At 41.4% G+C, this 13,051-nt stretch carries 12 protein-coding genes; 2 read left to right on the forward strand and 10 right to left on the reverse strand.

Annotated features, from left to right (window positions below):
- Positions 1-330: 330 nt before the first annotated feature.
- The 3 genes from ytxJ to OSJ91_RS20565 form a co-directional block, all read right to left on the reverse strand.
- Positions 331-657 carry a bacillithiol system redox-active protein YtxJ gene (ytxJ, locus tag OSJ91_RS20555; RefSeq protein WP_485890326.1) on the reverse strand — a complete coding sequence of 109 codons (327 nt, stop codon included), beginning with the start codon at positions 655-657 and terminating at the stop codon, positions 331-333.
- Positions 658-787: 130 nt separating this feature from the next.
- Positions 788-1,360, reverse strand: coding sequence for a YtxH domain-containing protein (locus tag OSJ91_RS20560; protein WP_350299734.1), 573 nt, complete (start codon positions 1,358-1,360; stop codon positions 788-790).
- 45 nt (positions 1,361-1,405) lie between these two features.
- Positions 1,406-1,915 (reverse strand): DUF948 domain-containing protein, encoded by a 510-nt coding sequence (locus OSJ91_RS20565; RefSeq protein ID WP_101222962.1) that lies wholly within the window; start codon positions 1,913-1,915, stop codon positions 1,406-1,408.
- Positions 1,916-2,143: 228 nt separating this feature from the next.
- On the opposite strand from OSJ91_RS20565, the gene OSJ91_RS20570 reads away from it, so the two are divergent.
- Positions 2,144-3,256 (forward strand): aminopeptidase, encoded by a 1,113-nt coding sequence (locus OSJ91_RS20570; protein ID WP_350299735.1) that lies wholly within the window; start codon positions 2,144-2,146, stop codon positions 3,254-3,256.
- 53 nt (positions 3,257-3,309) lie between these two features.
- On the opposite strand, the gene murC is transcribed toward OSJ91_RS20570, so the two are convergent.
- The 7 genes from murC to OSJ91_RS20605 form a co-directional block, all read right to left on the reverse strand.
- Complete coding sequence (gene murC / locus OSJ91_RS20575) at positions 3,310-4,614, reverse strand: UDP-N-acetylmuramate--L-alanine ligase (RefSeq protein WP_485890327.1); 1,305 nt, start codon at positions 4,612-4,614, stop codon at positions 3,310-3,312.
- Between the two features lie 285 nt (positions 4,615-4,899).
- Positions 4,900-7,737 (reverse strand): DNA translocase FtsK, encoded by a 2,838-nt coding sequence (locus OSJ91_RS20580; RefSeq protein ID WP_434547744.1) that lies wholly within the window; start codon positions 7,735-7,737, stop codon positions 4,900-4,902.
- 418 nt (positions 7,738-8,155) lie between these two features.
- Complete coding sequence (locus OSJ91_RS20585; protein ID WP_350302919.1) at positions 8,156-9,343, reverse strand: amidohydrolase; 1,188 nt, start codon at positions 9,341-9,343, stop codon at positions 8,156-8,158.
- 191 nt (positions 9,344-9,534) lie between these two features.
- Positions 9,535-10,251: a hypothetical protein gene (locus tag OSJ91_RS20590; protein WP_485890328.1), complete on the reverse strand. Its 717-nt coding sequence runs from the start codon at positions 10,249-10,251 to the stop codon at positions 9,535-9,537.
- 343 nt (positions 10,252-10,594) lie between these two features.
- Positions 10,595-11,401 carry a DUF1444 domain-containing protein gene (locus OSJ91_RS20595; RefSeq protein ID WP_350299738.1) on the reverse strand — a complete coding sequence of 269 codons (807 nt, stop codon included), beginning with the start codon at positions 11,399-11,401 and terminating at the stop codon, positions 10,595-10,597.
- 50 nt (positions 11,402-11,451) lie between these two features.
- The gene (locus OSJ91_RS20600; RefSeq protein WP_230135653.1) at positions 11,452-11,763 is read right to left on the reverse strand and encodes a thioredoxin family protein; all 312 of its coding nucleotides are present in this window, start codon (positions 11,761-11,763) and stop codon (positions 11,452-11,454) included.
- Positions 11,764-11,872: 109 nt separating this feature from the next.
- Positions 11,873-12,379 carry a hypothetical protein gene (locus OSJ91_RS20605; protein WP_350299740.1) on the reverse strand — a complete coding sequence of 169 codons (507 nt, stop codon included), beginning with the start codon at positions 12,377-12,379 and terminating at the stop codon, positions 11,873-11,875.
- A 123-nt stretch (positions 12,380-12,502) separates the two neighbouring features.
- On the opposite strand from OSJ91_RS20605, the gene OSJ91_RS20610 reads away from it, so the two are divergent.
- Positions 12,503-12,952: a YtoQ family protein gene (locus OSJ91_RS20610; RefSeq protein ID WP_101222968.1), complete on the forward strand. Its 450-nt coding sequence runs from the start codon at positions 12,503-12,505 to the stop codon at positions 12,950-12,952.
- Positions 12,953-13,051 lie beyond the last annotated feature (99 nt).

Genomic DNA, 13,051 nt, shown 5'->3' on the forward strand with positions numbered 1-13,051 from the left:
TCACTATATTTTTCTTTAATAATTAAACGCTTTTAAGCATTAAAGTTATAAATGCATAAAATCAGGTGTTACACATGCAGGAAAAACGATTTAGACTGAATATTGGAACAATCCGTTGTAGGAATTATATTGGAAATAGAACAAGAAAGCTATAATTTAATTGATATTTTATCTCAAAGAGCATTGGACCATGATCAAATCGTCTGCCACTTGAACAGGAAGGGCCTTTAAAGAAAAGGTTTCCCCTGGAGATCGTTTAAAATTCCCATGACCACCAAATCCAATAATAAAAGGCCGGACCCCTTGCCAAAGGGATCCGGCCTTCATGAATCATTCAGAGATGGCCTTGCTCAATGAATCATATGTAATACGCCAATGGGACTCATTCCAGGTCGGTTTTCCACTTTTAAAAAGGATGGCCTGAGGTGATTGATGTTTGACAACAAATGTTTCTGCCACATAATTGGATAGTGGACGAGCTTCCTGAACGGCTAAATAGGCCGTTTTAATTTGTGCGTTCTCTAAGATGTACCTCTCATATTGTTCAAATGCTTCAGCGCTGACCGGGCATGTTACGCTATGCTTGAAAAGCAGGAATGTATCCTCTTTTAGCAGCTGATTGAATTGTTCTTCTGTTTCGATTTTGCTCATGACCATAATACATTCTCCTTTCCTTGTACATATAAATTTTACCATCAATAAGGCGATGAAGCCATTGAAGCACTTCACCGCCTTATTCTTCGTCCCTTTATGCCACTTCATCCCCATTAAAGGAATTCAAGGAATATTATTTCTTTAGATTATTCTCTGTTTCATCAAATGCCTTTTTCGCTTCATCTAGTTTTAATTTTGCCGCATTCTTGTTTCCGCTTGTAGGATCGGCAGGATTATTTGCCGAATCATTGCCGTTAGCAAAGTTCGTTTCGACGGATACGATAGGAGAATCGGAAGTTCCGGTTACATCTATATCCTTATTGCTCGAATTCGTCGTATCATCAGCTGCGTCGCCGTTTTCTTTACCCGTTTTTAGGCTTTTCACTTTATTGACGATATTTGAAGATTTATTGGAAACGATTTCCGTGACAGAGCTCGTTTTCTCTTTTGCTGTATCAGCAAGTACTGTACCCTTTTCCATCGCCGTTTGTCTTAATCTTTCCGTTTTCTCTGAAATATTTCTAGCCTGTTCATTGAAGTCATTCCTTAATTCCTTGCCTGTTTTCGGAGCCATGAACAAAGCTGTAGCCGCTCCGATCATCCCGCCGATCAAGGCGCCAATCATAAAGTCCTTCGAATTGATCGAGTCGCGTTCGTCCTCATAAGATTTCTGATAGTCCTTTGCCGCAAATTCTTTTTGAGTCATAATACATTCCCCTTTCAATTTTAAGTTCATTTTTTTACCTTGATTTTAAGATCTAGAACGTAAAAACCTTTTTTTAGGCAGGTTATCTGTTTCCAGTGCTTCCCTTTCTAACTCCGCCCTTTCGGTTGGAGTCGGGGCAGCCTGTTTGCTTCTCGCCTTCCACTTGTCTCTGATCTCCATGGCAACATTGCTCCATTGTACAATTTGTGAGATTCGGTCTTGATTATTATCAATCTCAGCCTGCACTTTATGGGAAACCTTTTGGATGGAAGAATTGAAGCTGGAGATGGATGTTCCTACATCCTTCACCGCATCCACCACCGTGTTCAGGTTTTCTGACTTGTGCTGCAAATCTTCAGCCAACGTATTCGTTTTATGTAATAACTGAGTAGTTTCGAGCGTTATGCCCTGCATTTGGCTCTCTAGTCCTGTCAGCGTCCGGGCCACACTGTCCAGGGTAGTTTGAAGTGATGTCAGTACCTTTGTTAGGAAAATAACAAGTACCAAAAAAGCTATCGCTGCAACAGCAGCACTTACGTATAAAATAATCTCCATTGGAACACCTCCGAAAAAAATCGACTTATTTAATAGCTGTTAGATATTAATTACCCCTTCCCTAATATTATAAACGTATTTATTTTTTCAATATACCCTATCAAACCCTAATCTGGAAATATTGTTGTCTGCATCCAGTTCCTCCGTAAATTCATGGGTCACACTTATGGCAGGAAATCGGGTATGATAGAAAAGATAAGTCGAATTTAAACAATGGAGGTATTTTTTATGAAAGATCCCAGAATTGGTACATTGGCCAAAAACTTAATCAATTATTCCGTGAAGCTTCAAAAAGGTGAAAAAATCTTGATCGAAAACTTTGGATTGCAGCGTGAACTTGTTAACGCACTTGTGAATGAAGCCTATGCAGCAGGTGGTTACCCATTCGTCCTTTTAAAGGATCACCAAGTGGATCGTGCCTTGCTGATGGGTGCCAAAGAAGAACAGTACAAGCTGATGGGTGAGTTTGAAGCAAACGTAATGAACCAGATGGATGCTTATATCGGGCTTCGTGCCGGGGATAATATCAATGAACAATCCGATGTCCCTTCAGAGAAGATGGCGATTCATGGACAGACAGTCGGTAAAGTACATAGAAATATCCGCGTGCCAAAAACAAAATGGGTCGTACTTCGCTACCCGACAAATTCCATGGCCCAATTAGCCAAAATGAGCACAGAAGCATTCGAAGACTTTTATTTCGAAGTCTGCAACCTCGACTATGGCAAAATGAGCGCAGCAATGGACAACCTTGTTGAATTGATGGATAAAACGGATAAGGTCCGCTTGACTGGGCCCGGTACGGACCTAACCTTCTCCATCAAAGACATTAAAGCGATCAAATGTGCGGGTGAGCTGAACATTCCTGACGGTGAAGTATATACGGCTCCGGTTAAGGATTCCATCAATGGAGTGATTTCGTATAATACTCCGTCCCCTTATCAGGGTTTTACTTTTGAAAACGTGAAGTTAACATTCAAGGATGGAAAAATCGTTGAAGCGGTTGCGAATGATACAAAACGCATCAACAAAATTTTTGATACTGATGAAGGCGCACGATATGTCGGTGAATTTGCAATTGGTGTAAATCCTTATATTCTACACCCGATGCAAGATATCCTCTTTGATGAAAAAATTGATGGAAGTTTTCATTTCACTCCCGGACAATGCTACGATGATGCCTTTAACGGAAACCATTCAGACATTCACTGGGACCTGGTCAATATTCAGCGACCTGAATATGGCGGCGGGGAAATCCATTTTGATGACGTCTTGATACGTAAGGACGGACGCTTCGTTTTACCGGAACTGGAAAATTTAAATCCAGAAAATTTAAAATAACGTAAAAACCAATAAAAAAACGACCGACCCTCTACAGCGGGTCGGTCGTTTTTTTATTTTACCTGCAGTGAATGCTCATAGGCTGCTTGGAACTTTTGAATGTCCCCTGCACCCATGAATAACACGACACTGTTTTCATGATTTTGCAATATTGATGTTGTATTCTCCGTAATCAGCTCGGCACCGGGAATCTTATCTTGAAGATCTTCAATCGATAACTTCCCTTGATGTTCACGAGCAGATCCAAAAATTTCACATAAGTATACTTTGTCGGCCAAATTCAAGCTGTCGGCGAATTCATCAAGGAATGCCTGAGTTCTCGAGAAAGTATGCGGCTGGAATACCGCAACAACTTCACGCTCTGGATATTTCTGACGAGCCGAGTCGACAGTTGCAAAGATCTCGGTCGGATGATGTGCATAATCATCAATGATGATCTGACTTCCGATTTCCTTTTCGGAGAACCGGCGTTTAACTCCGCCAAAAGTCCGCAATTGGGCTTTCACAGCTTCCGTATCCAAGTTTTCATATTTACAAAGTGCAATGACACCGAGTGCATTCAACACATTATGCTTTCCAAAAGTAGGAATAATGAATGTATCATAGTAATTGTTCCTTACATGCACATCAAAAGTCGTGCCATCCGGAGTGACGGAAACATTTTTCGCTTGAAAATCATTTCCTTCTGCAAATCCGTAAAAAATAACCGGTACTTTCGCCTGAATATGTGGTAAATGATCATCATCCCCGCACGCAATGATGCCTTTGTTGACTTGAAGGGCCATCGTTTGGAAAGCCTCGAACACGTCTTCGACATTGGCGAAATAATCAGGATGATCGAAATCGATATTCGTCATGATTGCATAATCCGGATAGTAGGAAAGGAAATGACGGCGATATTCACATGCTTCGAATACGAAGTAATCAGAATTCGCGATTCCTTTACCCGTTCCATCCCCAATCAAGAAGGATGTCGGTTTAGCGCCCCCCATCACATGGGCAAGTAAGCCGGTCGTCGATGTTTTACCATGCGCTCCCGTAACCGCCACGCTGATGAAGTTTTTCATGAAATCACCTAGGAAACGGTGATAACGGATGATCGGCAAATCAAGTTCTTTTGCCTTCACGATTTCCGGATGGCTATCCGGAAACGCATTTCCTGCAATGATGGTCATTCCAGGTTGAATATTTTCCTCGTTGAAAGGAAGGATTTTAATCCCGGCTTTTTCTAATGCCAATTGTGTAAAAAATTCTTTTTCGTAATCGGAACCCTGCACTTCAATATTCATATCATGCAGTATTTGTGCAAGAGCACTCATACCCGATCCTTTAATTCCCACAAAATGGTAAGCAGTCATAAAGCGAACCTCCACCAATCGTCTACCTGTATGACAGTATATGACGTCATCTTTTATTTGTTTTTTCATTACGAGACTTGTTAGTAACGCAATTTCTTCATAGGTTTTTCAAGCTTATATTTTCAATCATTCATCAACAAAAAACTATTATATCACTTTTTTATTCATTCATCCATGTCAGGCAGATGCCAATTTATCAAATCATTGGCTTTTCCCTTAATTAAGGTGATAAAAAAGGGTTTTCACCCTTTCACATTATATACAATTTCCTTTTATTAGGTTCTCTTAATTAACATGCAAAAATTCCAGTTCTTCTTCCGTAATCAATACATCCCTGGGCCTTGAGCCCCTGGATTCGGAAACTACTCCATGTTGCTCCATCATTTCTATTAGGCGCGCTGCACGGTTGTAACCGACACGGAAGCGCCTTTGGACACTAGATGCAGATGCAGCCTGCTGGCTCACGACAAATTCACATGCCTCGAAAAACAGTTCATCCGCTTCTTCCGTGACCTGGGCCCTGTTCAGCAAGTCTTCCTGCTCGAACAGGTATTTTGGCTGCTGCTCCAGTTTAACATGGTTGACGACTTGGTCGATTTCTTCATCACTCACAAAAGTCCCTTGTAGGCGCACCGTTTTTGAAGAGCCGTTTTCAGCGAATAACATATCTCCTCTTCCCAATAATTTTTCTGCACCGCCGCTATCGATGATCGTACGGGAGTCGACTTGTGAAGAAACCGAAAAAGCGATCCTTGTCGGGATATTTGCCTTAATCAATCCAGTTATGACATCGACTGAAGGTCTTTGAGTGGCTACAATCAAATGGATGCCGCAGGCACGGGCCTTTTGGGCAATCCGGCAAATCGCTTCCTCTACATCAGCCGGGGACATCATCATTAGATCCGCAAGCTCATCGATGATCACCAGGATATAAGGCAGCTTGCTTGAATATTGACCGGCTTTTTCCGCTTGGTCATTAAAGCGGGTGATATCACGGACACCGGCATGTACAAACAATTCATAACGCCGTTCCATCTCCTCTACAGCCCACTTCAACGCAGCCGTAGCGGCTTTTACATCGGTTATGACTGGACTGACCAAATGCGGGATCCGGTTATATGGGGCGAGCTCAACCATTTTCGGATCGATCAATAGCAATTTCAACTCCTGCGGCGTCGCTTTATAAAGCAAGCTTACCAGCATGGTGTTGATACAGACACTTTTCCCCGATCCCGTTTGCCCGGCTATCAAGCCATGCGGCATCTTTCTCAAATCCGTGATGATCGGCTGACCGGATATATCGAGTCCTAAAGCCACAGCAAGCGGTGATTCATGCTCTTGAAACTCAGTACTTTCCAAAACCTCCCGCAAAAATACCGGTTTGCTTTTCCTATTCGGAATCTCGATGCCAATTGTATGTTTACCCGGAATAGGCGCTTCCATCCGCATATCCTGAGCAGCTAGGCTTAATTTGATGTCATCCATCAGGTTCGTCACTTTATTCACCTTCACTCCCGGTTCCGGATGCACCTCGAAACGAGTTACTGCCGGTCCTTGAGTGACATTGACTACCTTTGCACGGACATTGAAATTCTTCAATGTCTCATCAAGTAATAAAGTCTGTTCCTCGAGCCACACATCATCATGCACAGCATAAGTGGGAGGTGTCAGCAATTCGATATTCGGAAACACATAGTATGGATTTTCATTTTCATCTGCTTCCACGGAGCCAAAAACTGCCGGGATTTCGCCCTTACTGCTTTCTGCCGCTGCCTCTGTATAAACTGCTTCTTGATACCCGGTTCCAGAAATGGGGGATTCCTGTTCCAAGAGCGGCTTAGGGTTGGAACCGATGTTGGATTCGACTGTATTTTCAGGCACGGCGACGGTTTCGGAACCAATCTTAGTGTCCGAAAAGGTAGGTGAAATGTCCGGAGTCTGCTCTTTCGGCATAACTCTGCCTTCCTCCGGTTTCCATTCAGGAATGGTGGATGGTTTCGCTTGTCCTGCCTCCATTTGGGCAGCATCATCCATTGGCCGCTTATCAGATGAAACTACTGCCCTTTCCGAATTAAGGCTTTTTTTTTCCGGCATCATTTTATTCATGAAAACATTTTTTTCCCGATCTTGCTTAAGCATCATCACATTAAATGGGATATGTTTTTTCGGACGTTTGTGCTGCACTTCAGGTATTGCCTCAGATGGGTCTTCAGGCATTATCCCTTGACTAACGGATGGTTGATTGGATTGTACAGCAATCTCCCCAGGAACCGATATCGCTTCAGGCGGTGTGTCGTCCGTCTGTTCCATGATGGATACAGCGACTTCGCGTCCAAAATCGACTTCGTCCTGGTCAATAGCCTCTTTTTCCACCGCAGGCTCAATTATGTTAGGCTCGATTACTGCTTGTTCTGGCAGTGTCTCAATGGAATTCCTGCGAAAGAAAGCGGGTATCTCCGAATCTTCCCGTTTTTCTTCCGCTTGTTCCGGTATAAGAACGGATGGTTCTGTCGTCAATTCCTCATGTGACACTTCTTTTGGGATTTCAGGAATCGATACTGGAATCCCGATATCGGGTTCTTCTTTTTTAAGGATAGGCATTTTGCTTTCCAGTTCATATTCGACAATTTCTTCAGAAGCGACTATTTTTTTTTCCGGACGACGGAACCCATAAATGGGTGAAGGGATTTCCGTCGGCCGGAATGGAGTATTTGAAGGGACTATTTTTGAGACTTCCTCCCGTTCGAAGTTTCTCCGTTTTGGTTCAGGATCCCTCACAGGCCTTCTCGTTTCTTTGGCCGCGTTCCCCTGTTTGGGTTCATGATCTTCCCTGTTTCTTTCCCTAGGCTTTCTTTTGTTCTGTTCACGGTCTGGAATGAGCGGAAACTTGAACTGCCCTTTTGGATATTGAAACAGGATTTTCGTATCAGGGTCTGGCGTCTGCGACATTTTTTCCACTTTTTGATTGTAAACCTTTATTTCTTCTTCCTTTGACTTCGAAAGCTTTGAAAAATCCATTTTCCTTAATGTCTCTTCATCAAGCGGTTCATCTATAATAATTTCTTCAATTTCAATAATTTCCTCTGCTTGGAACCATTTTTTCATCTTATTTAGCCATTTCAAAACTATCACTCTTTCTACATCTGTAGTTATGTAACTAATTCTACCAGTTATTTTAAAAATATCGAGAAAATTTAAGCTAAATTGGGATTAGTATCTATTTTTTTACCGTACTCTTACTAACTAAACGTATTTCGCAGAACTCCTACCCTATTAAACCCCTTCTGGAATGAGTTTAAACCTACCCATCGCGAAATAACATTAGCCCCTAGTCTACTATTTAAATAAAACACCGCTGTTAAATCGCGTTTACAAAGAGATTAAGTTTTCATGAGGAGCAAGAAGCAAACTGGTCAATTCATTGAAGCATCCTTCACGAAACCTCCGGTGGCATCCTGAAACCCATAAAACACCGTTCGTTAATACCGAACGGTGTTTTGTGGGTTTCTGCATTTTTTTACAAACAAATATACCAATGGGACTATTCCCATTCATAAAAATTGCATACAACTTGGGCCACTGATTTGGATGCGATCAAAAGGGCATCTTCATCAATGTCGAATTTAGGATGGTGATTGAAATATGCCTTCTCCACCCCTTTCGGTTTACAGCCAATGTAAAAGAAGCAGCCAGGAATCTTTTCTGCATAATACGAAAAATCCTCTGAACCTGAGAAAACCGGAAATTCCAAAACCTTCTTAATATCTTTGTCTTTCATGCTTTCCAGACTATTTTTCACGAATACAGTCAGTTCAGGGTCATTAAATAACGGAGGATAATCAGGCACATATGTTAGCTCGCACTGAACATCAAATTCCGTTTCTATCCCTTTGACGATCCGGTGGATTTCCTTATCGATCAGCTTTTGGGTTTCTGCTGTCATATAACGGACATCCCCTTCAATTTCTATACGATCTTTAATGACATTAAAGCTTCCTTTTCCATCGAAGGAGCCGATTGTGACCACGCCCATATCAAAAGGGTTCAAGCGGCGGCTGATTACCGTTTGTACGGCTGTCACGAAATGGGCGCCTGCCACAATGGCATCATTAGCCATATGCGGGGACGAACCATGGCCGCCTACACCCTTTATCGCCAACTTGAAATAGGTCCGTCCAGCCATCGAATAGCCGCCGTGATACCCGACAACTCCTGCTGGATGGGACGGAAATAAGTGGATTCCAAAAACGGCATCCAGTTCATCCAAAAACCCTGATTCCATCATGCTTTTTGCTCCACCTGGGGGTGTTTCTTCTGCATGTTGATGGATTATTTTTATCGTACCGGATAGGGAATCTTTAAGCTCATTGATGCAGTCTGCCAGAACCAATAAATAAGCGGTATGCCCATCATGTCCGCAGGCATGCATAACACCTTCATTTTTTGAACGGAACGGGACATCCGCTTCTTCTGTAATCGGCAATGCATCGAAATCTGCACGGAGACCTATCGTTTTCCCAGGTTTTCCGCCTTCGATCGTTACGATGATCCCTAATCCATTTCCTACATTCGTTTGAATCGACACATCCTTTCCCTTATAAAAATCAATGATATATTGTGCCGTTCTCTCTTCTTTGAAGGATAGTTCCGGATTCTCGTGTAAATGACGGCGGATTTGAACCATTTCCCCTTTACGGGCTTCCAGCATGTTCATTAATTTGCTTTTCACGTTCACAACTATTCTCCCCCTTATTTGTTGGTCAGGTATGCCTTTCGTGGCCCATGTATAGCATTTATACATCATGCTCTGTTAATTATCATTGTGGATAAACAGCGTAATAGAAAAGGCCTCTGCTTGTAGGTCCTTACTTAGTTGCTTAACTAACGCACCGGATATTCTGGATATTACTAAAAAGGAATCTATTGGAATATTTGCTGTTCATATTTCCAATATAAGCTCTCGGAGCTATTCTTTTCTAAGAAGGTGACTATAAATTTAGTTTTATAATCTCGATCTGAAAATGAAACTTTATGATTGTATGTCCAACCTATTTTTCCTAATTTGCTGAAAAGATGCTGTTCATCGGTATCAGTTTCTCTCATAATCCGTTCTCTTCCTATGACTTCACCATTTCTCTTTTTGATTTCGAGAAACACATCTATATAAGAAACTTCTTGTTCACAGACAATACAGCAAGAATATTTTCTGTTAGGGCTGCTTTTCTTCGCATAAATCCACTTGTTCTCAAAGTCTAGGTTTATTATTTTTTGATGGATATCCTTAAAAAGGCTAATATCAAAATTAAGTTCCTTTGCTACTTGTTCTAAAGGTTTTTGCATAACTTCAAGTGTATATTCTTTTTTCCTTTGGTCCGTAGGCAATGAGAAAAACTCTTTCATATTAATCTCAGCAAAAACAGATTTATAATTAAACATAATAAACGAATCAGCGTCTAATTTATTTATTATGTCCAAGCCTGATACACAATTAATCATTATTCCCTTATATTCATCCGTTTTGAATTCTGGAAGCAAACGACTGTATAAAGAAGCGATACATCTTGTTTCCCTATAAAAGATTAAATTTGCCTGTCTATCCTCTGGAAAGAATAATTCAATATTTCTTATAATCGGCATAACTACCTCCGGAAAACCAATGAAAATATTTTTATAATGCCGGAACTAAGCAAAAGCCGCTACTGCTCAATTAAAAAAATTGCAACGGCCCCTATATTATATTGGACGATAAAAAGGACAAAGAGTTTAGCTCCAAGGGATATTTTTGGAGCTCCTTAGCGCCTCAATGCTTTGCACTCTCCCACAACGTTCATCCGCTTGTTCTATCATTATATATTTTCAAAATATTCCAATTATATTATCACCGATTAAAAAATAAATATCAACTCTGAGTTATACACTCTATTAAACTTTAAAAGGACCGCTGCCAGATGCTGACACGGTCCTTTTGTGATTCAATATATTATTGTTCACGTTTTTTGTTTTTACCCATAATGAAGATGGGCTCCAACTCATTTTCTTCGTAAAGGAATGATAGAGCCGTTATCGGAACATGACCGCTGGCAAAGAAGCTCATCGCCATTTGCGCAAGAATATCATAGCCCGTATCATTCTTCACATCTGCAATGATGATGACATCCTGATGGGGAATGGCCACAGCCATGGTTCCCTCGATCCTGTCCTTCATTTCCCGAAGCCATGATTCATTTAGAATCCTGCTGGCATCATATCCATCATTCGTGTTCAAAAAATAAAATGCATTACCTGCAACGATATCCGACTTCATTTCAGTGGAGAGGGAACGGGCATTAAAAAGGGCAATTTCACGGATTCTGTCACCCTGCCAATTTTCCCGTTGAATCATCTTTTCATCTATAAGACGGTAGGTTTTTCCTAAATCAAGGGCATAAAAAACCCGGGTTTCAGCCGTATGCTCATCGAATAAAAATGGATTTCCTTCTTCCGATTCCATTGGAAAGGAGGTCGAGCGAATGACTGGGAAAATGAATTTCTCCTTGCCTTCCATACTGTGTTCTTCCCCCATCACATTCAGGGCCTCTTCTACGTAATAGGTAATTTCATCGATGGCCTTTTCCTGTACGTTTTCATAGTTAGCAAGCACAGGAGGCAACTCGATGGTGATCCCCTTCCCGGTCTTCACATTTTCCACCCGTAACGTATCTTGCTTGCTATCGAATTTGAATGTGCGATTCTCATCTTTTAAACGTTCCTTCAAGATATTTTTCAGCTTCGTGCTGTCCATTTTCATGTCTGACCCTCCTCTTCATTGAAAAATCCCCAGCGAGAAGGGGAAATTGATTATAATGATTGAATGAATTCCTCAATTTGTTCTTGCGTTTTGCGATCCTTGCTCACGAATCTGCCTAGCTCTTTGCCATTCTCATATGCGATGAAACTTGGTATACCGAATACATCATTAGCCGCACACACATCGATGAATTCATCACGGTCCACATAAATGAATGTAAAGTCAGGAAATTTCGTTTCAATCTCCGGCATGATCGGTTCGATTACACGGCAATCTCCACACCATGTTGCTGAAAAAAGAAAGATATGTTTGCCTTCATTTTTCAAAGCATCATATTGCTCAACGGTTTGTAATTTTTCCATTTGTATATTCCTCCTGCTCTAAATGACACCTTAGTTTTTATAATCCCATCATACCAGAGTCTTTGCGAATCAACCATTAATACGGATCGGTTGAAAGGCAGGGGTCCTCTTATTTCTGGGGCACGGATGAGACGATTTCCATCATTTGTTTTGCATCGGTTTTTAATTGGTCTTTATCCGTTTCGGTTGTCAGCTTCACCCCGCCGATCCCCACTGCAAGCTCATACTTTTCTTTCGGTATCTCTTTAATCGAAATAAAGCCGAATTTATCATCGGTTTGAAAAGAATGCAGCACTTCAAATTGATCCTCTTGTTCCTTTATCGCCAAATATAACACGGAGCTGTCTTCTTTTTCATTCGGATTGACAAATAATATATAAATCTTATCACCTTTTTGTAAAATCAAATTATTATCATGTTCTTCCACTACTTTAAAATCGTTTGGCAGATGGACCTGAATTAGCCCTGCCTCTTGATTGGGCTGTTTTTCATCGTCACGAAAAGCCACTTCAGCAGCCTTCATTGCCCTTTCGGTTTGTCTCTCGATACCTGAGCAGCCCACGATCAAACTGCTTATCAACAGGAAAACAAAAAAATTCTTATTCGATAAAGCCATCGTCATTCCTCCAGCTGTCTCTTTTACTACCTTATGGATAATATTATCCTTATTTACGGAATTCATCCATTTACTAAAAAACATGGTACAATGAAAGCAATTTTAATACCGAGGAGGAAAACAATGAAGTTAATCGTGTATCTTGCTGGGGAAATCCATTCAAATTGGAGAAGCGAGTTGAGAGATAAGGCCGCTGCACTGAAGCTTCCTTTAGAATTCGTCGGCCCGATGGAAAATCATGAACGCTCCGATAATATCGGTGAAGATATCCTCGGAGAACAGCCGAATCCCATCCTGAAGGATGCAGCCGCTTCCCAAATCAATAATTTGCGGACAGGTCTTTTGATGAAAAAAGCCGATCTTGTTGTCGCTCTGTTTGGCGAGAAATATAAACAGTGGAATACTGCCATGGACGCAAGCACCGCCGTTTCCCTGGGTAAACCGCTTATTTTGATTCGTCCGGAATCCCATCATCATGCCTTAAAGGAATTGTCGGAAAAGGCGAGTGTCACGGTCGAATCCGTGAACCAAGCCATGAAGGTGCTTTCTTATATTTTTGAAGAAGGGCTGTAAATCTCCCTGTCCCTTAACCTTCCAGCTCAAGTATGAAGGATTCTTATTTACCCAAATAAAAAGCTTGCAGGGGAAAATTAGATGCCTAATCTCCCCTGC

The sequence above is a fragment of the Bacillus sp. T-10(2022) genome, assembly GCF_056502895.1.

Excerpts from the sequence above, each read along its gene's own strand:
- OSJ91_RS20570 (WP_350299735.1), top strand. The coding sequence starts at position 2,144 with ATGAAAGATCCCAGAATTGGTACATTGGCCAAAAACTTAATCAATTAT.
- OSJ91_RS20600 (WP_230135653.1), bottom strand. The coding sequence starts at position 11,763 with ATGGAAAAATTACAAACCGTTGAGCAATATGATGCTTTGAAAAATGAA.
- OSJ91_RS20610 (WP_101222968.1), top strand. The coding sequence starts at position 12,503 with ATGAAGTTAATCGTGTATCTTGCTGGGGAAATCCATTCAAATTGGAGA.
- ytxJ (WP_485890326.1), bottom strand. The coding sequence starts at position 657 with ATGGTCATGAGCAAAATCGAAACAGAAGAACAATTCAATCAGCTGCTA.
- OSJ91_RS20560 (WP_350299734.1), bottom strand. The coding sequence starts at position 1,360 with ATGACTCAAAAAGAATTTGCGGCAAAGGACTATCAGAAATCTTATGAG.
- OSJ91_RS20605 (WP_350299740.1), bottom strand. The coding sequence starts at position 12,379 with ATGGCTTTATCGAATAAGAATTTTTTTGTTTTCCTGTTGATAAGCAGT.
- OSJ91_RS20565 (WP_101222962.1), bottom strand. The coding sequence starts at position 1,915 with ATGGAGATTATTTTATACGTAAGTGCTGCTGTTGCAGCGATAGCTTTT.
- OSJ91_RS20595 (WP_350299738.1), bottom strand. The coding sequence starts at position 11,401 with ATGAAAATGGACAGCACGAAGCTGAAAAATATCTTGAAGGAACGTTTA.
- OSJ91_RS20590 (WP_485890328.1), bottom strand. The coding sequence starts at position 10,251 with ATGCCGATTATAAGAAATATTGAATTATTCTTTCCAGAGGATAGACAG.
- murC (WP_485890327.1), bottom strand. The coding sequence starts at position 4,614 with ATGACTGCTTACCATTTTGTGGGAATTAAAGGATCGGGTATGAGTGCT.